At 67.1% G+C, this 20,051-nt stretch carries 19 protein-coding genes; 7 read left to right on the top strand and 12 right to left on the bottom strand.

Annotation, left to right across the window (positions count from 1 at the left end; genetic code table 11):
• Window positions 1-523 precede the first annotated feature (523 nt).
• The gene (locus ACAW63_RS15435; RefSeq protein ID WP_371226534.1) at window positions 524-1,327 is read left to right on the top strand and encodes a cytochrome c; all 804 of its coding nucleotides are present in this window, start codon (window positions 524-526) and stop codon (window positions 1,325-1,327) included.
• Between the two features lie 170 nt (window positions 1,328-1,497).
• On the opposite strand, the gene ACAW63_RS15430 is transcribed toward ACAW63_RS15435, so the two are convergent.
• The 4 genes from ACAW63_RS15430 to ACAW63_RS15415 all read right to left on the bottom strand — a co-directional run bounded on the left by ACAW63_RS15430 (window position 1,498) and on the right by ACAW63_RS15415 (window position 5,481).
• Window positions 1,498-2,232 (bottom strand): peptidase, encoded by a 735-nt coding sequence (locus tag ACAW63_RS15430; protein ID WP_371226532.1) that lies wholly within the window; start codon window positions 2,230-2,232, stop codon window positions 1,498-1,500.
• Between the two features lie 80 nt (window positions 2,233-2,312).
• Window positions 2,313-3,122, bottom strand: a complete 810-nt coding sequence (locus tag ACAW63_RS15425; protein WP_371226530.1) for a transglutaminase domain-containing protein — start codon at window positions 3,120-3,122, stop codon at window positions 2,313-2,315.
• Window positions 3,119-4,066 (bottom strand): alpha-E domain-containing protein, encoded by a 948-nt coding sequence (locus ACAW63_RS15420; RefSeq protein WP_371226528.1) that lies wholly within the window; start codon window positions 4,064-4,066, stop codon window positions 3,119-3,121. Before ACAW63_RS15420 ends, ACAW63_RS15425 begins: the two co-directional genes overlap by 4 nt.
• Before the next feature lie 2 nt (window positions 4,067-4,068).
• The gene (locus ACAW63_RS15415; protein WP_371226526.1) at window positions 4,069-5,481 is read right to left on the bottom strand and encodes a circularly permuted type 2 ATP-grasp protein; all 1,413 of its coding nucleotides are present in this window, start codon (window positions 5,479-5,481) and stop codon (window positions 4,069-4,071) included.
• A gap of 348 nt (window positions 5,482-5,829) precedes the next feature.
• On the opposite strand from ACAW63_RS15415, the gene ydcS reads away from it, so the two are divergent.
• The 5 genes from ydcS to ACAW63_RS15390 all read left to right on the top strand — a co-directional run bounded on the left by ydcS (window position 5,830) and on the right by ACAW63_RS15390 (window position 11,391).
• On the top strand, window positions 5,830-7,002 hold the full coding sequence (ydcS, locus tag ACAW63_RS15410; protein WP_371226524.1) for a putative ABC transporter substrate-binding protein YdcS: 1,173 nt from the start codon (window positions 5,830-5,832) through the stop codon (window positions 7,000-7,002).
• A 197-nt stretch (window positions 7,003-7,199) separates the two neighbouring features.
• The gene (locus ACAW63_RS15405; protein ID WP_275607721.1) at window positions 7,200-8,219 is read left to right on the top strand and encodes an ABC transporter ATP-binding protein; all 1,020 of its coding nucleotides are present in this window, start codon (window positions 7,200-7,202) and stop codon (window positions 8,217-8,219) included.
• Complete coding sequence (locus tag ACAW63_RS15400; RefSeq protein ID WP_275607722.1) at window positions 8,216-9,127, top strand: ABC transporter permease; 912 nt, start codon at window positions 8,216-8,218, stop codon at window positions 9,125-9,127. The genes ACAW63_RS15405 and ACAW63_RS15400 overlap by 4 nt, the downstream gene beginning before the upstream one ends.
• Window positions 9,117-9,926 carry an ABC transporter permease gene (locus ACAW63_RS15395; RefSeq protein WP_275607723.1) on the top strand — a complete coding sequence of 270 codons (810 nt, stop codon included), beginning with the start codon at window positions 9,117-9,119 and terminating at the stop codon, window positions 9,924-9,926. Before ACAW63_RS15400 ends, ACAW63_RS15395 begins: the two co-directional genes overlap by 11 nt.
• A 40-nt stretch (window positions 9,927-9,966) precedes the next feature.
• On the top strand, window positions 9,967-11,391 hold the full coding sequence (locus ACAW63_RS15390) for a gamma-aminobutyraldehyde dehydrogenase (RefSeq protein ID WP_371226521.1): 1,425 nt from the start codon (window positions 9,967-9,969) through the stop codon (window positions 11,389-11,391).
• A 110-nt stretch (window positions 11,392-11,501) separates the two neighbouring features.
• On the opposite strand, the gene ACAW63_RS15385 is transcribed toward ACAW63_RS15390, so the two are convergent.
• From ACAW63_RS15385 to ACAW63_RS15355, 7 genes are all read right to left on the bottom strand, one after another.
• Window positions 11,502-12,206 (bottom strand): type 1 glutamine amidotransferase, encoded by a 705-nt coding sequence (locus ACAW63_RS15385; RefSeq protein ID WP_371226519.1) that lies wholly within the window; start codon window positions 12,204-12,206, stop codon window positions 11,502-11,504.
• 154 nt (window positions 12,207-12,360) lie between these two features.
• Window positions 12,361-12,702 carry a ribonuclease E inhibitor RraB gene (locus tag ACAW63_RS15380; RefSeq protein WP_275607739.1) on the bottom strand — a complete coding sequence of 114 codons (342 nt, stop codon included), beginning with the start codon at window positions 12,700-12,702 and terminating at the stop codon, window positions 12,361-12,363.
• 227 nt (window positions 12,703-12,929) lie between these two features.
• Window positions 12,930-13,838: a DMT family transporter gene (locus ACAW63_RS15375; RefSeq protein WP_371226517.1), complete on the bottom strand. Its 909-nt coding sequence runs from the start codon at window positions 13,836-13,838 to the stop codon at window positions 12,930-12,932.
• Between the two features lie 100 nt (window positions 13,839-13,938).
• Window positions 13,939-14,613 carry a hypothetical protein gene (locus ACAW63_RS15370; RefSeq protein WP_371226515.1) on the bottom strand — a complete coding sequence of 225 codons (675 nt, stop codon included), beginning with the start codon at window positions 14,611-14,613 and terminating at the stop codon, window positions 13,939-13,941.
• A 33-nt stretch (window positions 14,614-14,646) separates the two neighbouring features.
• A complete protein-coding gene (locus ACAW63_RS15365) occupies window positions 14,647-15,408 on the bottom strand; it encodes an SDR family oxidoreductase (protein ID WP_371226513.1) in 762 nt (253 codons plus the stop codon).
• Complete coding sequence (locus tag ACAW63_RS15360) at window positions 15,405-16,352, bottom strand: alpha/beta hydrolase (protein ID WP_371226511.1); 948 nt, start codon at window positions 16,350-16,352, stop codon at window positions 15,405-15,407. The genes ACAW63_RS15365 and ACAW63_RS15360 overlap by 4 nt, the downstream gene beginning before the upstream one ends.
• Complete coding sequence (locus ACAW63_RS15355) at window positions 16,336-17,811, bottom strand: flavin-containing monooxygenase (protein WP_371226509.1); 1,476 nt, start codon at window positions 17,809-17,811, stop codon at window positions 16,336-16,338. The genes ACAW63_RS15360 and ACAW63_RS15355 overlap by 17 nt, the downstream gene beginning before the upstream one ends.
• A gap of 122 nt (window positions 17,812-17,933) precedes the next feature.
• Between ACAW63_RS15355 and ACAW63_RS15350 the strand changes: the two genes are divergently transcribed.
• Complete coding sequence (locus tag ACAW63_RS15350; protein WP_371226507.1) at window positions 17,934-18,950, top strand: AraC family transcriptional regulator; 1,017 nt, start codon at window positions 17,934-17,936, stop codon at window positions 18,948-18,950.
• A 55-nt stretch (window positions 18,951-19,005) separates the two neighbouring features.
• On the opposite strand, the gene ACAW63_RS15345 is transcribed toward ACAW63_RS15350, so the two are convergent.
• A complete protein-coding gene (locus ACAW63_RS15345; RefSeq protein WP_371226505.1) occupies window positions 19,006-19,791 on the bottom strand; it encodes a sulfite exporter TauE/SafE family protein in 786 nt (261 codons plus the stop codon).
• Window positions 19,792-20,051 lie beyond the last annotated feature (260 nt).

The raw sequence follows: 20,051 nt of genomic DNA, 5'->3' as shown, positions 1-20,051 counted from the left end.
GCTCTGGAAAAGGCTTGCGCAAGAAGCCGGACGAACGGTCGATCTGCGGACCAGAGCTGTCACGCCGGGGTCATATAGATGGAATATGCCTGGAACTGCAGGATTTGTTGCCAGATGGTCTAAGCCCGCGTCGCACTAGGCTTAGACTCCATTTTGCAGACACTGCGAAAAGTGCCGCTGCCGGGTTTTGCCGGGGCGGTCAGAAGCCAGGGCGCAGTCTCCACTGCCGACAGGCCGTGAGTGCGGATCGGAACCGCGCCAACAACAAGAAAGGCGGAAGGCCATGATGGATCATCAACAATCAAGAAAATGGCGTCAGGCTAGCCTGATCGTCTTTGCCACCACAGTGGTGCTGATCATCCCCAATCTGAGTCGTCTGGTCGGCTAGGGACAACAAACCGGCGATCCCGTTGCTGCGCACCGCGTGCCGCCACTCGCGAGCCACGGTCAACGCAGCGCGGGAGTCACCTCCTCTCTTCTGCTATGGTTCGGCGGCCCTCTCCGTTCACGGAACCGAACCTCCATGCGCCCACTGCTGCTGTCCTTGCTGCTGCTCTGCCCCACGACTTTCGCCGCCACCCTGACCCTGGAACTGCCCGCTGGCCAGCACCGCCTGACCACCGAACAGTTGCTGGCCAACCCCAAGGCGCAGGACATCGAGATTCCCGCTGACGTCTCCTACAACCGCACCATGCATTACCGCGCCGTGCCCCTGGCAGCGCTGCTGGAGGGCGTGAAGTCCGGGGACCACCTGCAGGCCGTGGCGCTGGATGGTTTCGCCGCCGAACTGCCGGCCGCGCCGCTGCTGGCGAGCCAGGGCTCGCGCGCCTGGCTGGCCGTCGAGGAGCCGAACAAGCCCTGGCCGGAACTGGCCGCCGGCAAGCCTTCTGCCGGCCCGTTCTACCTGGTCTGGACCGACCCCAAGGTCGCTGGCATCGGGCCTGAGCAGTGGCCCTTCCAGGTCGCCAGCATCCGCTACCTGAAGCCGCTGGCGGAACGCTTCCCCGCCCTGCTGCCGGCCAAGGACGCGTCGACGCAGGTGCGCTCGGGCTTCGCCCAGTTCCAGAAGAACTGCCTGGCCTGCCACCGCCTCAATGGCGCCGGCGACTCGCAGTTCGGGCCGGACCTGAACCTGCCGCACAATCCGACCGAGTACTTCACCGCCGGCTACCTCAAGCAGTACATCCGCGACCCGCAGAGCCTTCGGCACTGGCCGGAAGCGCGGATGAAAGGCTTCGCGCCGGAAGTGATCAGCGACCAGGAGCTGGATGAGATCGTGGCTTATCTCAAGCACATGGCGGGGCGGAAGGTGAAGGCCGGGAGCTGAAGCCCGACACTTGCGTAGGGCGCATAACGCGCCAGCGTTATCCGCCAACCGGGGGCGATCGGGGGTTAGGATCGATGCGCTTCGCGAGCAAGCTCGCTCCTACGAAAGGCGGGTCCGGTGCGGCTCTTGTAGGAGCGAGCTTGCTCGCGAACCCGCCCGAACACCGAGCGTCAGTGCCAGTAATCCCCCGGCGGCGCCGGCAGTTCGCCCAGCAACTGCCGCAACCCGGCGCCCCATTGCCCGCGGATGCCCTCGAAATACGGATCGCCCTCCTGGATGCGGTACCCCGCCGGCACTTCCAGGCTGCCCTCGCGGTACACCAGCAGGTCCAGCGGCATGCCCACCGAGAGGTTGCTGCGGATGGTCGAGTCGAAGCTGATCAGCGCGCAGCGCAGGGCCTGCTCCAGCGGGGTGGCGTAGCTCATGGCGCGGTCGATGATCGGCTTGCCGTACTTGCTCTCGCCGATCTGGAAGTACGGCGTGTCGCGGGTGGATTCGATGAAGTTGCCCTGCGGGTAGACGTTGAACAGGCGCGGCACTTCTTCGCCTATCTGCCCGCCGACCAGGAAGGAGCTGCCCAGGTCGACGCCCTGGTTCTGCCCGATGTTCTCGTCGTGGTCGACCACCTCGCGCAGGGTCGAGCCCACCAGTCGGGCCGCCTCGAACAGATTCTGGACATTGCCCAGGTTCGGCTCGTCGCTGCCCATGCGCTGGCGCAGCACGCTGATCACCGACTGCGAGGTAGCCAGGTTGCCGGCACTCTGCACCACGATCAGGCGCTCGCCGGGCGTGCCGAAGATGTGCAGCTTGCGGAACACGGCGATATTGTCGACGCCGGCGTTGGTGCGCGAATCGGAGACGAAGACCAGGCCCTGGGCGAGGTTCATGGCGACGCAGTAGGTCATAGCGGTCTCAAGACTGTCGTTTCTGGCGGTGGGAACTGGCACCGATCTTATGCCGGCGCCAGTCCGCGTGCCACGCATCCTTACTGCTGCGCCTGCTGCATCTGCTGCAGGTGCCCCGGCGCCACGGTGACGCGGGCGTGCATCTGCTCGCCGCCGCCGCCCCGACGCATGCCGCGCACCGGGCAGGCGTCGAGGTAGTCCAGGCCGACGGCCAGTTTCAGGTGGCGCTCCGGGCGATCCAGCACATTGGTCACGTCGAAGCTGTACCAGGCGTCGTCCAGCCAGGCCTCGGCCCAGGCGTGGCTGGCCAGGTGCTCCTCGGCGTCGGTGTAGAGGTAGCCGGAGACGTAGCGCGCCGGCACACCCAGGCAGCGCAGGCAGGCGAGGAAGGCGTGGGCGTGGTCCTGGCAGACGCCCTGCCCTGCGGCGAAGGCTTCGGCGGCGGTGCTGTCGACCTGGGTCGAGCCGGGCACGTAGGCGATGCGCTCGTGCAGTGCCTGCATCAGCTTGATCATCGCCTTGCGGTCGCGGCCCTCGGCGCACTGGGCCCGGGCGAATTCCTGCAGCGCGCCGTCGGCCAGGGTCAGGCGGGTGCTGCGCAGAAAGGGCAACGGCGACAGGTGATCGTGCTCGCGCTCGTTCTCCACATCGATCTCCACATGGCCGTGGGCAGCGATGACGATGGCTTCGTGGGGCTCGTCCAGGGTCAGCACATGGAGGATGTTGCCGTAGGCATCGCGCTGCGGATGCGCCGGGCGCGGCAGCTGCAACTGCCAGTCGAGCACGTGCTGGCGCTCGCTTTCCTGCGGGGTCAGGCGCAGGTACTGGATGCTCGCGCGCACCTGGTCTTCGTAGCGGTAGGTGGTGTCGTGGCGGATGGAGAGTTTCATGCGGCCTCCAGGTACGAGCTGTGAATGGCGTTGGCGAGCTGGCGCACCAGCCCGATGTGGTCGGTGATCCAGGGATGCAGGCCAGTGCCCAGCACCTCGTCGATGCCGGTATAGCGCACCCGCGCCTCCAGCTCGGCGGCCAGGCGCTGGGCCGGGCGGCCGTTGGCGCCGGGCAGGCTGGAGAGGATCTGGCGCAGCTCCTCGGCGCAGGCCAGCAGCGAGCGCGGCACGTCCTCGCGCAGCAGCAGGAGCTCGGCGATGTTCCGTGCGTTCAGCGCATCGCGGTACAACTCGGTGTAGCCCTCGAAGGCCGACAGCGCGCGCAGCAGCGCCGTCCACTGGTAGTAGCCGCGCGCCGAACCCTCGGCCGGGGCGCCGTGCTCGCCCAGCACCTGCTGGCGCGCGTCGAGCAGGCGCAGGGTGTTGTCGGCGCGCTCGATGTAGGTGCCCAGGCGGATGAAGTGGAAGGCGTCGTTGCGCATGCTGGTGCCGAGGGTGGCACCGCGGAACAGGTGGGAGCGGTCCTTCACCCATTCGCAGAAGTGGCTGATGCCGTAGCGCAGCAGGCCCTGTTGGGCGATATCGCGCATTTCCAGCCAGGTGGCGTTGATGTTTTCCCACATGTCGGTGGTGATGCGCCCGCGCACCGCATGGGCACCGGCGCGGGCGGCGGCGAAGCAGGAGTAGATGCTCGCCGGGTTCTGCGCATCCAGGGCGAAGAAATTCAGCAGGCGTTCGGCGTGCAGCTCGCCGTGTCGGGCGAGGTAGGCATCGAGGTTGCCGGTGATCTGCAGCGGCATGGCCAGTTCCTCCAGGCCATTGCCGCGGTCGTCCTGGGGCATCAGCGACAGCGAGTAGGACACGTCGAGCATGCGCGCGAGATTCTCGGCACGCTCCAGGTAGCGCGACATCCAGTACAGGTCGGAAGCGGTACGGCTCAGCATGATCAGTCCTCCACCACCCAGGTGTCCTTGGTGCCACCGCCCTGCGACGAGTTGACCACCAGCGAGCCTTCGCGCAGCGCCACGCGGGTCAGCCCGCCGGGTACCAGGCGCACGTTGTCCGGTGCGGACAGCACGAAGGGCCGCAGGTCGATGTGGCGCGGGGCGATGCCGTTCTCGACGAAGGTCGGGCAGGTCGACAGGCTCAGGGTCGGCTGGGCGATATAGGCCTCCGGCCGCGCCATCAGCCGGGCGCGGAAGGCTTCGATTTCGGCCGTGGTCGATGCCGGGCCGACCAGCATGCCGTAGCCACCGGAGCCCTGGGCCTCCTTCACCACCAGTTCGGGCAGGTGCGCCAGCACGTGGGACAGGTCCTGCGGGCGGCGGCACTGCCAGGTCGGCACGTTGTGCAGGATGGGCTCCTGGTCGAGGTAGAAGCGGATCATCTCCGGCACGTAGGGGTAGATGGACTTGTCGTCGGCCACGCCGGTGCCGATGGCGTTGGCCAGCACCACGTTGCCGGCGCGGTAGGCGGCCAGCAGGCCGGGCACGCCGAGCATGGAGTCGGGGTTGAAGGCCAGCGGGTCGAGGAAGTCGTCGTCCACCCGGCGATAGATCACATCCACCGGCATCGGGCCAGCGGTGGTGCGCATGAAGACGCGCTCGTCGCGGACGAACAAATCGGCGCCTTCCACCAGCTCCACGCCCATCTCGCGGGCGAGGAAGGCGTGCTCGAAATAGGCGCTGTTGAAGCGGCCCGGGGTCAGCACCACGACGCAGGGCTGCTCCACTTCGCTGGCCTGGCGCAGGGTGTCGAGCAACAGGTTCGGGTAGTGGTCGATGGGCGCGATGCGCTGGGCGCCGAACAGCTCGGGGAACAGGCGCATCATCATCTTGCGGTTCTCCAGCATGTAGGAGACGCCGCTGGGGGTGCGCAGGTTGTCTTCGAGCACGTAGTAGGCGCCGTTGCCGTCGCGCACCAGGTCGATACCGGCGATGTGCGCGTAGACGTTGCCGGGCACGTCCAGGCCCTGCATGGCCAGCTGGTACTGGTCGTTGGCCAGGACCTGCTCGGGCGGGATCAGGCCTTCCTTGAGGATGCGCTGGTCGTGGTAGAGGTCGGCGAGGAACAGGTTGAGCGCCTGCACGCGCTGGATGCAACCGGCCTCGATGGTCTTCCATTCGCTGGCGGGGATGCTGCGCGGGATGGTGTCGAAGGGGATCAGGCGCTCGGTGCCCTGGTCGTCGCCATAGAGGGTGAAGGTGATCCCGGCGCGATAGAACAACAGGTCGGCCTCGCGACGACGCTGTTGCAGCTGTTCACCGGGCATGTCCGCCAGCCAGCGGGCGAACTCCGTGTAGTGCGGTCGGCAGGCGCCAGCGGCGTCATGCATTTCGTCATAGAACACCCGAGCCATCTTCTACTCCTTGCTGCCGCTTGTCCTCGGTTGGGAAGACCGTCGCAAGGCCCGTGCCAGAGGCCGATTTCCTTTTGGTTCAATGACTTGCAAAGGCTGCTCGAACGCCCCGCACCCGCTTGGTGCGCTTTGTCGGCCGGTGCGTCCCGGCGCGCCCCGTTTGAGGCCGCAAGGGGCGGCGGGCGGGGCCTTGCAGGGCACAGGGGGCTTTCTTGTCAGTCTCCGGGGCCGGAACTACGCTGCAAGAGCCCCCTCGCGATAGGGCACATCGCTATCAACCAGATGCCGACCTTACGGCGCGGTTCGGCCGCCGAGGCTCCGACAACGAAGAACAACAGGAGTCGATTCATGTCATCAGTGCAATTGTCTTCAGGGAAAGTCGCGACGCTGGCCTTCGCCGGTGTCTGCCTGCTCGGCAGCGCCTCCCTTCAGGCCGCCGAGGCGATCAAGCAACTGGGCCAGCCCGAAGGCGCCCTCGACATCATCGCCTGGCCCGGCTACATCGAACGCGGCGAGAGCGACAAGAACTACGACTGGGTGACCCAGTTCGAGAAGGACACCGGCTGCAAGGTCAACGTGAAGACCGCCGCCACCTCCGACGAGATGGTCAGCCTGATGGCCAAGGGCGGCTACGACCTGGTCACCGCCTCGGGCGATGCCTCGTTGCGCCTGGTCTATGGCAAGCGCGTGCAGCCGATCAACATCGCCCTGGTCCCCAACTGGAAGAACGTCGATCCGCGCCTGCAGAACGCGCCGTGGCACACGGTGGACGGCAAGCACTACGGCACGCCCTACCAGTGGGGCCCGAACGTGCTGATGTACAACACCAAGGTCTTCCCCAAGGCGCCGCTGAGCTGGAGCGTGGTGTTCAGCGAGCAGAAGCTGCCCGACGGCAAGAGCAACAAGGGCCGCGTGCAGGCCTACGACGGACCGATCTACATTGCCGACGCCGCCCTGTACCTGAAGACCACCAACCCTGCCCTCGGCATCCAGGACCCCTACGAGCTCAACGAGGAACAGTACGCCGCCACCCTCAAGCTGCTGCGCGAGCAGCAGAAGCTGATCCACCGCTACTGGCATGACGCGACGGTGCAGATGAGCGACTTCAAGAACGAAGGCGTGGCCGCTTCCGGCTCCTGGCCGTACCAGGTCAACGCACTGGTGGGCGAGAAGCAGCCGATCGAATCGACCATTCCGGTCGAAGGGGTGACCGGCTGGGCCGACACCACCATGATGCACGTCGACGCCAAGCACCCGACCTGCGCCTACAAGTGGCTGAACTGGTCGCTGGAACCCAAGGTGCAGGGCGACGTGGCCGCCTGGTTCGGCTCGGTACCCGCCTCCCCCGCCGGCTGCACCGGCAGCCAGTTGCTTGGCCCGCAGGGCTGCGCCACCAATGGCTACGACCAGTTCGACCGCATCGCCTTCTGGAAGACCCCGCAGGCCAAGTGCGCCCAGGGGCAGTGCGTGCCGTACAGCCGCTGGACGCAGGATTACATTGCGATCATGGGCGGGAGATAGCGATACAGCTTTACGCCTGGCCTGTAGGAGCGAGCTTGCTCGCGAACAGCCCCGTAGTGGGAGTTGGTTCGCGAGCAAGGACTAGGCGTCCCCCTCGATCCTACAAGAGCCCTCACCTCACCAGCTCGCAGACAAGCACCCTCGCCCCCATGCGCTACCTTTTCTGATGCAGCCCCGCCACTCAGGTAGCCCGCAGCATGACCACAGCCGTCCAGTTCACCGAGGTGAGCCGTCATTACGGCGACGTGCGCGCCGTCGACCGGGTGTCCATCGAGATCCGTGACGGCGAGTTCTTCTCCATGCTCGGCCCGTCCGGCTCGGGCAAGACTACCTGCCTGCGCCTGATCGCCGGTTTCGAGCAGCCCACCTCAGGCTCCATCCGCATCCACGGCCAGGAAGCCGCCGGGTTGCCGCCCTATGAGCGCGACGTCAACACCGTGTTCCAGGATTACGCGCTGTTCCCGCACATGAACGTGCTGGACAACGTGGCCTACGGGCTCAAGGTAAAAGGCGTCGGCAAGGCCGAGCGCCTGAAGCGCGCCGAAGAGGCTCTGGGCATGGTCGCCCTGGGCGGCTACGGCAGTCGCAAGCCGGCGCAGCTCTCCGGCGGCCAGCGCCAGCGCGTCGCGTTAGCCCGCGCCCTGGTCAATCGCCCGCGTGTGCTGCTGCTGGACGAACCCCTCGGCGCGCTGGACCTCAAGCTGCGCGAACAGATGCAGGTGGAACTGAAGAAACTGCAGCGCCAACTGGGCATCACCTTCATCTTCGTCACCCACGACCAGGGCGAGGCGCTGTCCATGTCCGACCGCGTGGCGGTGTTCAACAAGGGCCGCATCGAGCAGGTCGACACCCCGCGCAACCTCTACATGAAACCGGCCACGCGCTTCGTCGCCGAATTCGTCGGCACCGCCAACGTGCTGCGCGGAGACCTGGCCCAGCGCCTGCTCGGCGAAACCCGGCCGCACTCGCTGCGCCCCGAGCACGTGCGCTTCGGCCGTGCCGGCGACGGCGAACTGGAAGTCAGCGGCACCCTGTTCGACGTGCAGTACATGGGCGCCAGCAGCCGCTACGAGATCGAACTGGACAACGGCGGCCGCCTGGTCGCCGCGCTGCCCAACGGCGAGCGCGAGGAACGCCGGCCGCAACCGGGCGAGCCGGTCACCGCCTGCTGGGCGCGCAGCGCACTGGTGCCGCTGCTGGAGGAACCGGCGCCATGAGCCCGATGCGCGGCGTCTCCAGCTTCCTCTACCGGCGCAGCACGCTGTATCTGCTGATGCTGCTGATACCGCCGCTGCTGTGGTTCGGGGTGATCTACATCGGCTCGCTGTTCGCCCTGCTCTGGCAGAGCTTCTACACCTTCGACGACTTCACCATGGCGGTGACGCCGGAGCTGACCTTCGCCAACTACAAGGCGCTGATCAACCCCGCCAACTACGACATCGTGCTGCGCACCCTGGGCATGGCCATCAGCGTCTCCATCGCCAGCGCCATCCTCGCCTTCCCCATCGCCTACTACATGGCGCGGTTCGCCGGGCCCAAGGAAAAAGCCTTCTTCTACATCGCGGTGATGCTGCCGATGTGGGCCAGCTACATCGTCAAGGCCTACGCCTGGACGGTGATCCTGGCCAAGGGCGGCATCCTCTACTGGGTGATCGAGCGCCTGCACCTGCTCGGCGCGCTGGGTCTGCTGCTGGATGTGCCCGGCGTGGGTGGCAACACCCTGTCCACCTCGCACATCGGGCGCTTCTGGGTGTTCACCTACATCTGGCTGCCGTTCATGATCCTGCCGATCCAGGCCTCCCTGGAGCGCCTGCCGCCGTCGCTGCTGCAGGCCTCGGCGGACCTCGGCGCGCACCCGCGGCAGACCTTCTTCCAGGTGGTCCTGCCGCTGGCCTTCCCCGGCGTGGTGGCCGGCTCGATCTTCACCTTCAGCCTGACCCTGGGCGACTTCATCATCCCGCAGCTGGTTGGCCCCAGCGGGTTGTTCATCGGCACCATGGTCTACGTGCAACAGGGCGCGATCGGCAACATGCCCCTGGCGGCCGCCTTCACCCTGGTGCCCATCGTGCTGATCGCCGTGTACCTGTCCATCGCCAAGCGGCTGGGGGCCTTCGATGCGCTCTGACGATCGGCCCTCCTGGTTCCTGCGTCTGGCCGCCTGGGGCGGGCTGGTGTTCCTGCATTTCCCGATCCTGGTGATCCTGCTCTACGCCTTCAACACCGAGGAATCGGCCTACAGCTTCCCGCTGCAGGGCTTCACCCTGAAGTGGTTCAGCATCGCCTTCGCCCGCGGCGACGTGCTCGACGCCATCTGGCTGTCGGTGAAGATCGCCTGCGTGGCCACGCTGATCGCCATGGTCCTCGGCACCCTGGCCGCCGGCGCGCTTTACCGCCGCGACTTCTTCGGCAAGGAGAGCATCTCGCTGATGCTGATCCTGCCCATCGCCCTGCCCGGCATCATCACCGGTATCGCCCTGCTCTCGGCGTTCAAGACCCTCGGCATCGACCCGGGCTTCCTCACCATCGTCATCGGCCACGCCACCTTCTGCGTGGTGATCGTCTACAACAACGTGATCGCGCGTTTCCGCCGCACCTCCTTCAGCCTGATCGAGGCGAGCATGGACCTGGGCGCCGACGGCTGGCAGACCTTCCGCTACATCATCCTGCCGAACATCGCCACGGCGCTGCTGGCCGGCGGCATGCTGGCCTTCGCCCTGTCCTTCGACGAGATCATCGTCACCACCTTCACCGCCGGTCACGAGCGCACCCTGCCGCTGTGGCTGCTCAACCAGCTGACCCGCCCGCGCGACGTGCCCATCACCAACGTCGTCGCCATGCTCGTGATGCTCGCCACCATGCTGCCGATCCTTGGCGCCTACTACCTGACCCGGGGCACCAGCGACGTGGCGGGGAGCGGCAAGTAACCCGCGAATCCATCAACCGCACCTGCACGGAGGACGCGCGATGCAAACCAAACTCCTGATCAACGGCCAGTTCGTCGCCGGCGAAGGCGAGAAGCTGGACATCCTCAACCCCGCCACCGGCGAGGTGCTGGGCCAGATCGCCGAGGCCAGCGAAGCCCAGGTGGACACCGCCGTGCGCGCCGCCGACAAGGCCTTCGACAGCTGGTCGCAGAGTGCGCCGAAAGACCGCGCCCTGCTCCTGCTGCGCCTGGCCGAGCGCATCGAGGAACACGCCGAGGAACTGGCCCGCCTGGAATCCGACAACTGCGGCAAGCCCTACGCGGCCGCGCTGAACGACGAGATCCCGGCCATCGCCGACGTGTTCCGCTTCTTCGCCGGCGCCTGCCGCGTGATGCCCGGCTCCGCCGCCGGCGAATACCTGCCCGGCTTCACCTCGATGATCCGCCGCGACCCGGTGGGCGTAATCGCCTCCATCGCCCCCTGGAACTACCCGCTGATGATGGCCGCCTGGAAGCTCGGCCCGGCCCTGGCCGCCGGCAACTGCGTGGTACTCAAGCCCTCGGAGCAGACCCCGCTGACCGCGCTGCGGGTCGCCGAATTCATCGCCGAACTGTTCCCCGCCGGGGTGGTGAACCTGGTCTTCGGCCGCGGCCCGACCGTGGGCTCGCCGCTGGTGAGCCACGACCTGGTGCGCATGGTTTCCCTCACCGGCTCCGTGGGCACCGGCAAGGCGATCATCCGCAGCGCCGCCGACAGCGTGAAGCGCCTGCACATGGAACTGGGCGGCAAGGCCCCGGTGATCGTCTTCGACGACGCCGACCTGGCGGACGTGGTGGCCGGAATCCGCACCTTCGGCTTCTACAACGCCGGGCAGGACTGCACCGCCGCCTGCCGCATCTACGCCGGCAAGAAGATCTACGACAACTTCGTCGCCGACCTGGCCAGCGCGGTGGGCAGCCTCAAGACCGGCCTGCAGAACGACCCGAACACCGAACTCGGCCCGCTCATCACCGCGGCGCAGCGCGAGCGCGTCTCCGGCTTCGTCGAACGGGCCAAGGCCAGCCCGCACATCCGCATCGCCACCGGCGGCAATATCGTCAGCGGCAAGGGTTTCTTCTACGAACCGACGGTGGTGGCCAATGCCGGGCAGGACGACGAGATCGTCCGCCGCGAGGTGTTCGGCCCGGTGGTCTCGGTGACGCCCTTCAGCGATGCGGACGAGGCGATCCGCTGGGCCAACGACTCCGACTACGGCCTTGCCTCCTCGGTCTGGACCCGCGACGTCGGCCGCGCCTCACGGGTGGCCGCGCGCCTGCAGTACGGCTGCACCTGGGTGAATACCCACTTCATGCTCTGCAGCGAGATGCCCCACGGCGGCTTCAAGCAGTCGGGATACGGCAAGGACCTGTCCATGTACGGCCTGGAGGACTACACCGTGGCGCGGCACATCATGATCAAGCATTGAGGGATTGCCTGTAGGAGCGAGCTTGCTCGCGAACCGCAGCCCCGCACAGGGTTGTTCGCGAGCAAGCTCGCTCCTACGAAAAGCATCGCGCCCTGCAAGGCATCAATGGATCAGATCAACCCGGCCAGCTTCAGCCAATGGCTGTAGAACCCTTCCGCCACGCGGTTCATCGCCGCCACCTTCTGCGGCAGCTCGGCCAGCATCACCTCCGCGCTCTCCTGGCTCGGCTGGCTGGGATCGAGGTATTCCGGCCAGCCGTTGATCCAGCCGCTCACCAGCTCCTCGGTCATCTCCGGGTGCCCCTGCAGGCCGAGGATGCGCTCGCCGAAGCTGAACGCCTGGTTCTCGCACCAGGGACTGGAGAGCAGGTGCGTCGCGCCCACGGGCAGGTCGAAGGTATCGCCATGCCACTGGTAGATCGGGAATTCGTCCGGCAGGTGCGCCAGCCATGGGCTCTGCGACTCCAGCCGGCGCATCGGCTGCCAACCCATTTCGGTATAGGGCAGACGGTGGATGTCCGCGCCCAGCGCCTTGGCCAGCAGTTGGCCGCCCAGGCAATGGCCGATCATCGGCACGTCGCGCTCGATGAAACGGCGGATCGCCGCGAGCTCGGTGCGCAGCCACGGCGTATCGTCGTTGACGCTCATCGGCCCACCCATGATCGCGACCGCTTTCGGCCGCTCCAGGTCATAGCCCTGCAGCTCGTCGAGGTCGGCGCGGCGCACTTCGAACGATAGGCCGCAACGGTCCAGCACCGTGGCCAGGTGGCCCGGCGGGCAGAAATCGACGTGGGTCAGAATCAGAATATCGGTCATGGTCACCTCCGCACGGCAGTCTGCCGCATCGGGGAGGTGTCATAAACCCCGGCGTACCCGCGCGGAAACCGCGCCGTCACGGTGGGTGACGGCGCGTATGCGGTTGCGGGTAGACAATCACTGCCGTCGACCGACGGCTCGGAACGCGTTGCTGCTAGGGACGCAGGGAATTCACTTCCTGGGTCACGCCCCAGCCGTCCAGAACACCTCCCAGCGGCGCCACGACTTCCTCCAGGTCGTGCTCGAAAGCGCCGATGCCCGCATGGGTCGCGAACATCACCTTGCTGATCTGCAGGCTCCAGCCGCCATCGTCGCGAGCTTCGACCTGCGCCCTCAGCGACTCGCCGCGGAATTGCCGGGCAGCCTTACGGGCGTTCTGTTCATCGGGAAAGATGGCGAAAAAGTCGATGGGATGTATACGAGCGAAATCGAAGCCACCTTCCTTCATCCGGCGCAACACGTTGACGCTGATATCCTCCGAGAGGGGCTTTTCCATGGTACGCACCTCCTTTCGAGACGTTCAGAGTTTATTCCCCGCCAACGAACGCACCCCGACCTGGGGCAAGGATGCGTTCCGGGCACCTCTATGTGCCACGGGAAACGCCAAGCGAATCAACGTCCCCCAATTGCAGCCAAATCCGCCGAACACGCTGAAAGGCACTCTCCCTTGGCGGATTCCCAAGGCCACTTCACCAGCGTAGCGTCTCTACCGGCGAGTTGCCGCTACTTCACCGCGTCGGCCCCGACAACGGCGACAGGCGGCAATTCGGCACGACGGGTGCCCAGCACCAGCGCGGCCAGCACCAGCAGCATGCCCAGGGCGTGGCCGACGCTGAAATGCTCGCCCAGCAGCGACACCCCGACCAGCGCGGAACTGACCGGCATCAGGCCGGTGAACAGCCCGGCGACATTGGCCGGCACCTGCGCGATACCGCGGTACCAGAGCAGGAAGGACAGCACGCTGGCGCTCAGCGCGTAGAACAGCAGCCAGCCCCAGGTCGCCGCGCCAGGCAGGCTCCAGTCGAACGCCAGCGCCTGTGGCACGGCCAGCGGCAGGAACAGCAGCAACCCGGCCAGGTTGACGCCGAAGGCCATGGCCCAGGGCCGCACACTGAGCGACAGCCGGCGCGAAAACACCGCGAACAGCGCCTCGGCCAGCACCGCGCCGAGCACCAGCAGGTTGCCGGCGACACTGCCGCTGCCGGTTTCCGGGCGCTCCAGCAGGTTCAGCGCGGCGATGCCCGACACCGCCAGCACGATCGCCAGCAACTGCGGCGCGCTGACCCGCTCACGCAGCCAGAGCCAGGCCAGCAGCGCGATCACGCTCGGCGTGGCGCTGGTGATGATCCCGGCGCTGGTCGCCGAAGTCAGCAATACGCCGTGCAGCATGCACAGGCTGAACAGGAAGCAGCCGAAGAACGCCTGCAGGAACAGCCCGCCGCAGGCCCGGCGATCCAGCCCCCGGCGGGCATCGCGGAGGAACATGCCCGGCAGCAGCACCAGGCTGGCGATGAGGAAGCGCAAGGCCGCGAACAGGTAGAGCGGGACTTCGGCGAGGATCAGCTTGCCGATGGCGATATTGCCCCCGACGAGCAGCATCGACAGGGCCAGGCAGGCATAGGCGAATGGCATGACGGCATCCTTGCATCGGGTGGTGGACCGTCCCGGCGGGACGACGCTCCAGCATCCGGGCCAACACCTCTGCGCGCAAGAACCGAAACAACCTGAAACACTATCCCCCCAGGGCAATGCACAGCCCGGTCATCGCCACGCCCAGCGCAGTGAAACCCAGCGCCCCCGGCCAGGGCGAATCGCCGGCCCAACGCGCCAGCAGCCAGCCGAGCGTGAACAGCATGACCACGCCGACGCCCTGGGCCAGGCGCAGCGCCAGCAGGTCGTCCGGCACCAACCAGAGCGGCAGGATCATCGGCAGGGTAATCCCCGTCACCAGCAGCACGATCAGCAGGGCCGCCAACCACACCTCGGCGCCGCCACGCGGCGGCTCGCCAGTCCCCAGGGACGACCCCATCAGGCGCTGGCGCAGGCGCCAGACCTCGTCCGGTTGCAGGACGGCCACCAGCCGGGGCGGCAGGAAGTCGTCGAGTCCGTCGCGGAAATCCGTGTCGTTGGAGATGCCACGCAAGGCCCGCAGGCGGCCATGCCGGTGAGCCCTCTCCACCCGCAGGCGCACCAGCAGCATCAGCGCGTCCACCAGGCCCCAGGCCAGGTTGCAGCCCAGCGCGGCGACGATCAGGTCCTGCCGGCTCGCCCCGCCGCTGGCAGCGGAAATCACCGAGATGATGGTCAGGGTCATGATCACCCCGTAGGTCATCTCGCTGACCCGGTCGAAGGGTGTGGTGATGTCCTGCAGCACACGCTGCCAGGCGCTGTCGTGGGGTTCCTGCATGGGTCGGCCTCCTTCGCCGCCCGTGCAGTCTACTCAGGCGCGGCTGAGCCAGGCCATCACCCAGCGGTTGAGCGATGGCGGCGACAACTGGCCGGACCAGTACATCGCCCGGAACAGCGCGCCGATGGGACGGTGCACCGCCCTGCTCCCGGTCTGGCGCCAGGCCGCTTCGGCGATGTCCTCGGCACTCAGGGTCACGCCCAGGCGGCGCAGCACCGGCGGCTCGACGAGCTGGCTGGCGACCATCGGCGTGCGCACGAAGGGCGGCATCAGGTCGGCGACACGGATGCCATGTTCGCGCCATTCCAGCTCCAGCGCCTCGGTCAGCCCGCGCACGGCGAACTTCGACGCCGAGTAGCTGGCCATCTGCGGCACGCCATACAGCCCGGAGGCCGAGCCCATGTTCAGCACCTGCGCGCCCGGTGTGCGCTTGAGGTACGGCAGCGCGGCGTAGCAGCAGTTGAGCACGCCCTGCACGTTGATCGCGATGATGCGCTGGTGCTCGGCCAGGCTGATGTCCTCGAAGCGGCCGAAACGCAGGATGCCCGCGCAGTTGAACAGCAGGCGCAGGCCGCCGTCGCAGTCTTCGGCGTACTCACGCACCGCGGCAGCCACCGCCTCGGCATCGGTGACGTCCAGCGCCCGCCGCCAGACGCCACCCAGCTCCACGGCAAGCGCAGCCAGTGGCTCGGGATTCAGGTCGATCAGGCCGACGCGCCAGCCACGCTGGTGGAACAGTTTCGCAGTCGCGGCGCCAATGCCCGAGGCGGCACCGCTGATCAGGATGTTGTTCATCGATGCACTCCCTGCAGATGTTGGGCGACGAAATCGGCGGCGTCCTGGAGCGCGCGGTCGGCTACCTTCAGCACCCCGGCGTGGGCCTGGAACACATGCCAGCTGTTGGCAAAGCGCTGTAGTGTCACCACGGCACCGTAGCGTCGCGCGGCATCGGCGAAACGCAGGCTGTCGTTGCGCAGCACTTCATCTTCGCCAACCTGGATCAGCAGAGGCGGCAGGTCGGTGAGATCGGCATGCAGCGGCGACAGTTGCGCATCGCTGCGGGGCACGCCCGGCGGGCAGAACATCGCCATGGCGCTGTCGATCCAGGCGCGGGTGATCAGCGGATCACCCGCAGGCGGCGCATGCAGGTGTTCGTTGGTCAGATCGGTCACCGGCGAGAAGGTCACCAGCGCGCCGGGCGCCGGCAGGCCGAGCGCTTTGGCTTGCAGCGCGAGCTGCAGGGTCAGGTGGCCGCCAGCGGAATCCCCGGCAATGGCGATGGCCGCCGCCGGGATGCCCTTGTCCAGCAGCGCGCGGTAGGCCGCCACGGCATCGTCACGCTGGGCCGGGAACGGGTGCTCCGGCGCCAGGCGGTAATCCAGCACCCAGACCTCCGCGCGGCAGCGCCGCGCCAGGTTGGCGGTGATGGCGCGGTGAGTCGCCGGCGACCCCACCAGGTAGGCGCCGCCGTGCAGGTAGAGGATCACCCTTCCCGCCCCGCCCTCGCGGGGCCGCCAGACCTCGCAGGGCAGCCCGCCCAGGGTCGTCTGCTCGCGCAGCAGGCCCCGGGGCGTCAGGGTCGCGGCGGTCAGCCCGCGCAGCAATGCGCGCTGCGCCTTCACCGACAGCTGTGGGCCCATCAGGCCACGGAACAGCAGGTTGAGCAGGCCGCGCAAGGCGGCGGTCAGGACTTTCTGGCCAAGGGACAGTGGCGCCACGGGCTCAACGGATGCAGTCATAGTCGGCGAACTCCGGCTGACGGGTCAGTTGACGGTAGCGGAAGGTGAAACCCGGCCAGTTGACGGTATTGCGGCCGCTGGCGGTCTTGTACCAGCTGTTGCAACCGCGCTCCCAGATGGTGTGGCCCAGCTCATGTTGCAGGTGCTGGTTGAAACGCTGCTGCACCTGGGGTTTCACGTCCAGGTACTTCAGGCCTTCGCGGCGGATGCGCTGCAGGCAGGCCAGAACGTAGGGGAACTGGCTTTCCAGCATGTAGATGATCGAGCTGTGCCCCAGGTTGGTGTTCGGCCCATAGAGGATGAACAGGTTGGGGAAGCCGCTGACGCTGATGCCCTTGTAGGCTTCCGCGCCGCCCTGCCAGGCCTGGTTCAGCTCGCGCCCGCCCAGGCCCCGGACGCGCATCGGCGCCAGGAACTCGGTGGCAGCGAAACCGGTGCCGTAGATGAGGGTATCCACCGGGTGGCGCTGGCCGTCGCGGGTGACGATGGCATCCTCGGTGACCTCGCGAATGCCCGTATCGACCAGCTTCACATTGCTGCGCGCCAGCGCCGGGTAGTAGTCGTTGCTGATCAGGATGCGCTTGCAGCCCAAGGGGTAATCCGGTTCCAGCCGCGCGCGCAGGCCCGCGTCGGGAATGCCGCGCTGCAGGTGGCGATGGAAGCTCAGGCGCATCACCTTCATCAGCGGCGGGAACACGGTGAAGGCCAGCGCCCGAGCCTCGTGCTGGACGTACTTGAGCCCCCGGTCGAAACGCTGCAACCATGGCAGTCGCGCCTTCAGGCGGCGCTCCCAGTCGGCGTAGGGGCGGTCCGGCTTGGGAATCACGTAGGCCGCGCTGCGCTGGAACAGCAGCAGCTCGGCGACCTTCGGCGCGATCTGCGGCACGAACTGGATGGCGCTGGCACCGGTGCCAACCACCGCTACACGACGGCCTTCCAGCGGCGCATCGGCGTCCCATTGCGCGGAATGGAAGGCCCTGCCCTTGAAGCGTTCGATACCCGGCAAGTGCGGAATCAGCGGACGGCTCAGTTGGCCGAGCGCGCAGACCAGCGACTGGGCGCGCAGCTCCTCGCCATTGGCGCAGGTCACCCGCCACTCCCCGGCCGCTTCGTCGAAGCTCGCCGCGCTGACCTCGCAGTGGAAGCGGATGCGTTCGCGCAGGCCGTACTTGTCCGCGCAGTGCCGGGCGTAGTCGAGGATTTCCGCCTGCGGCGCGAACTTGCGCGACCAGTCGGCCTTGGGTTCGAAGGAGAAGGAATACAGGTGCGAAGGCACGTCGCAGGCGGCGCCCGGATAGCGGTTCTCGCGCCAGCAGCCGCCGACGTCGCCGGCCTTCTCGAGGATCAGGAAGTCGTCGATGCCCGCCTGTTTCAGCCGGATCGCCAGGCCCAGGCCGGCGAAGCCGGCACCGATGATCAGCACGCGCACGGCAGCCGACCCGGGGGAAGTGTTTGTCATTGTTGTGCTCCCGGTGGTGTTTCCCGCCCGATGGCGGATGGGAACATCCTAGGGCTTCATTCGTCACTGGGTTATGGCATAGTCGGACATAAAATTGTGACTTTCGGTCAACGAGAAACCCCATGTCCGCCACTCCCCCCTGGTCGCCCCGCCGCAGCGCCGTCAGCGTGCAACTGCTGACGCAGTTCGCCCTGGACCACGGCCTGAACCTGGAACAGTGCCTGGGCGGCACCGGACTGGACCTCGGCGTGCTCGCCGATCCCGGCGCGGAAGTGGACGCGGAGCAGGAGCTGAGCCTGGTGCGCAACCTGGCCCGGCACCTGGGGCACATCCCCGGCATCGGCCTCAAGGCCGGCTTGCGCTACCACCTCAACACCTACGGCATCTGGGGCTTCGCCCTGCTCAGCAGCGCCAACTTCCTCAGCGCCGCGCGCCTGGGGCTGCGCTACCTCGACCTGACCTACGCCTTCCATCGCATGCGCCTGGAGGAGCACGACGGCGAGGCGCACCTGCTGCTGGACGACACCGACGTGCCGGAAGACCTGCGCAACTTTCTCATCGAGCGCGACGGCGGCGGTGTGCTGCGCATCCAGCGCGACCTGACCAACCAGCCGGCGCCCGTGCGCCAGGTCAGTTTCCGCCGCGAGGCGCCCAGCGACGCGCAGCCCTACATCGACGAACTGGGCGTACGGCCGCTGTTCGGCCAGGCGGAGAACCGCATCGTCTTCGACAGCCGCATCCTCGAACTGCCGCTGCCGGGCGCCAACCCGGAAGCGGCGCTGCGCTGCGAGGAGCAATGCCGCGCCCTGCTCGCCCGCCGCCAGGAGCGCACCGGGCTGTCCGGGCAGATCCGCGACCGCTTGCTTGCAACGCCAGGCCGGCTGCCGGACATGGAACAGATGGCCGAGGCCATGCACATGACCTCACGTACCCTGCGCCGTCGCCTTGAGGCCGAAGGCAGCAGTTTCCGCGCGCTGGTGGACGAGGTACGCCAGGCGCTGGCCGAAGAGCTGCTGGCCACGGGGGTGATTCGTCTGGAGGAGATTGCCGAGCGGCTCGGCTATGGGGAGGTGTCGAACTTCATTCACGCCTTCCGCCGCTGGAAAGGCGTGACGCCGGGGCGTTTCCGCCGCGGCTAGCGAAAACCTGTCGACGCTCTTGCGAGCCAGGGCCGCCGCAGATCGTGGAGAGGTTTCAGAAGACCAGCTTGTAGCCGATCGACGCCAGCATCACCGCCAGGCAGGGACGCAGCACGCCATCCGGAATGCGGCCGGCCAGGTGGCTACCGACGTAGATTCCCGGCAGCGAGCCGATCAGCAGGTAGCCGAGCAGGCCCCAGTCCATGTTGCCCATGCTGGCATGGCCAAGGCCGGCGACCAGGGTCAGCGGTACGGCGTGGGCGATCTCGGTGCCCACCAGACGACGGGTGGCGAGGAAGGGATAGAGCACGAACAGCGCCACGGTACCCAGCGCGCCGGCGCCGATGGAGGTCAGCGCGACCATGGCGCCGAGGATGGCGCCGGTGACGACGGTCAGGGTGTTCAGCTTCGGGCCGCTGAAGTGGAAGCTGTCGCCGGCATGGCGCTGGGCGAAGGCAAGCACCTGCTTCTTGAACAGCACCGCCAACGCGGTGAGCAGCAGGACGATGCCCAGGGCATGCTTGATGATGCTGTTCATCGCCGCGGTATCGGCATGCAGGCTGTGCAGGAACAGCAGGGTCAGCGCCGCCGCCGGCACACTGCCGAGGGCGAGCCAGCCGGTAATGCGCCAGTCGATGTTGTCGTTCTTGCGGTGAACCAGGACGCCGCCGGACTTGGTGATGGCGGCATACAGCAGGTCGGTACCCACCGCGGCGGCGGGATTGATGCCGAACCAGAGCAGGATGGGGGTCATCAGCGAGCCACCGCCCACGCCGGTCATACCGACGATGAAACCAACGACAAGACCCGCGATTACGAAACCGATATTGCCAACATCCATCTGCGAGTCCTGACTGGCGTAACTGATCACCTCGTGGTGTGGGCGGCAGGATAACGACTTTTCTTATAATCCATTAGACCGTTGTGGTCTTAATTTATAACCGGTTTATACGGACGCTTTTGCAGGAAAAGCCTCCTCCCGGCGGTCTGGCATGGGGTTTACACGCAGGGCCGGGAGTGGCGCCTAGCCCTTGCTCGCGAATCCTGGAAGTCCTGCGCGGCGATCTTCGCGAGCAAGCTCGCTGACAGGAAATCAGCAGG

It is taken from the genome of Pseudomonas sp. QE6, assembly GCF_041379005.1.
Taxonomy (GTDB): Bacteria; Pseudomonadota; Gammaproteobacteria; order Pseudomonadales; family Pseudomonadaceae; genus Pseudomonas.
Note: the sequence above shows the minus strand (reverse complement) of the source record. Positions and strands in the feature narration are given on the sequence as shown.

Excerpts from the sequence above, each read along its gene's own strand:
- ACAW63_RS15435 (WP_371226534.1), top strand. The coding sequence starts at position 524 with ATGCGCCCACTGCTGCTGTCCTTGCTGCTGCTCTGCCCCACGACTTTC.
- ACAW63_RS15430 (WP_371226532.1), bottom strand. The coding sequence starts at position 2,232 with ATGACCTACTGCGTCGCCATGAACCTCGCCCAGGGCCTGGTCTTCGTC.
- ACAW63_RS15425 (WP_371226530.1), bottom strand. The coding sequence starts at position 3,122 with ATGAAACTCTCCATCCGCCACGACACCACCTACCGCTACGAAGACCAG.
- ACAW63_RS15420 (WP_371226528.1), bottom strand. The coding sequence starts at position 4,066 with ATGCTGAGCCGTACCGCTTCCGACCTGTACTGGATGTCGCGCTACCTG.
- ACAW63_RS15415 (WP_371226526.1), bottom strand. The coding sequence starts at position 5,481 with ATGGCTCGGGTGTTCTATGACGAAATGCATGACGCCGCTGGCGCCTGC.
- ydcS (WP_371226524.1), top strand. The coding sequence starts at position 5,830 with ATGTCATCAGTGCAATTGTCTTCAGGGAAAGTCGCGACGCTGGCCTTC.
- ACAW63_RS15405 (WP_275607721.1), top strand. The coding sequence starts at position 7,200 with ATGACCACAGCCGTCCAGTTCACCGAGGTGAGCCGTCATTACGGCGAC.
- ACAW63_RS15400 (WP_275607722.1), top strand. The coding sequence starts at position 8,216 with ATGAGCCCGATGCGCGGCGTCTCCAGCTTCCTCTACCGGCGCAGCACG.
- ACAW63_RS15395 (WP_275607723.1), top strand. The coding sequence starts at position 9,117 with ATGCGCTCTGACGATCGGCCCTCCTGGTTCCTGCGTCTGGCCGCCTGG.
- ACAW63_RS15390 (WP_371226521.1), top strand. The coding sequence starts at position 9,967 with ATGCAAACCAAACTCCTGATCAACGGCCAGTTCGTCGCCGGCGAAGGC.
- ACAW63_RS15385 (WP_371226519.1), bottom strand. The coding sequence starts at position 12,206 with ATGACCGATATTCTGATTCTGACCCACGTCGATTTCTGCCCGCCGGGC.
- ACAW63_RS15380 (WP_275607739.1), bottom strand. The coding sequence starts at position 12,702 with ATGGAAAAGCCCCTCTCGGAGGATATCAGCGTCAACGTGTTGCGCCGG.
- ACAW63_RS15375 (WP_371226517.1), bottom strand. The coding sequence starts at position 13,838 with ATGCCATTCGCCTATGCCTGCCTGGCCCTGTCGATGCTGCTCGTCGGG.
- ACAW63_RS15370 (WP_371226515.1), bottom strand. The coding sequence starts at position 14,613 with ATGCAGGAACCCCACGACAGCGCCTGGCAGCGTGTGCTGCAGGACATC.
- ACAW63_RS15365 (WP_371226513.1), bottom strand. The coding sequence starts at position 15,408 with ATGAACAACATCCTGATCAGCGGTGCCGCCTCGGGCATTGGCGCCGCG.
- ACAW63_RS15360 (WP_371226511.1), bottom strand. The coding sequence starts at position 16,352 with ATGACTGCATCCGTTGAGCCCGTGGCGCCACTGTCCCTTGGCCAGAAA.
- ACAW63_RS15355 (WP_371226509.1), bottom strand. The coding sequence starts at position 17,811 with ATGACAAACACTTCCCCCGGGTCGGCTGCCGTGCGCGTGCTGATCATC.
- ACAW63_RS15350 (WP_371226507.1), top strand. The coding sequence starts at position 17,934 with ATGTCCGCCACTCCCCCCTGGTCGCCCCGCCGCAGCGCCGTCAGCGTG.
- ACAW63_RS15345 (WP_371226505.1), bottom strand. The coding sequence starts at position 19,791 with ATGGATGTTGGCAATATCGGTTTCGTAATCGCGGGTCTTGTCGTTGGT.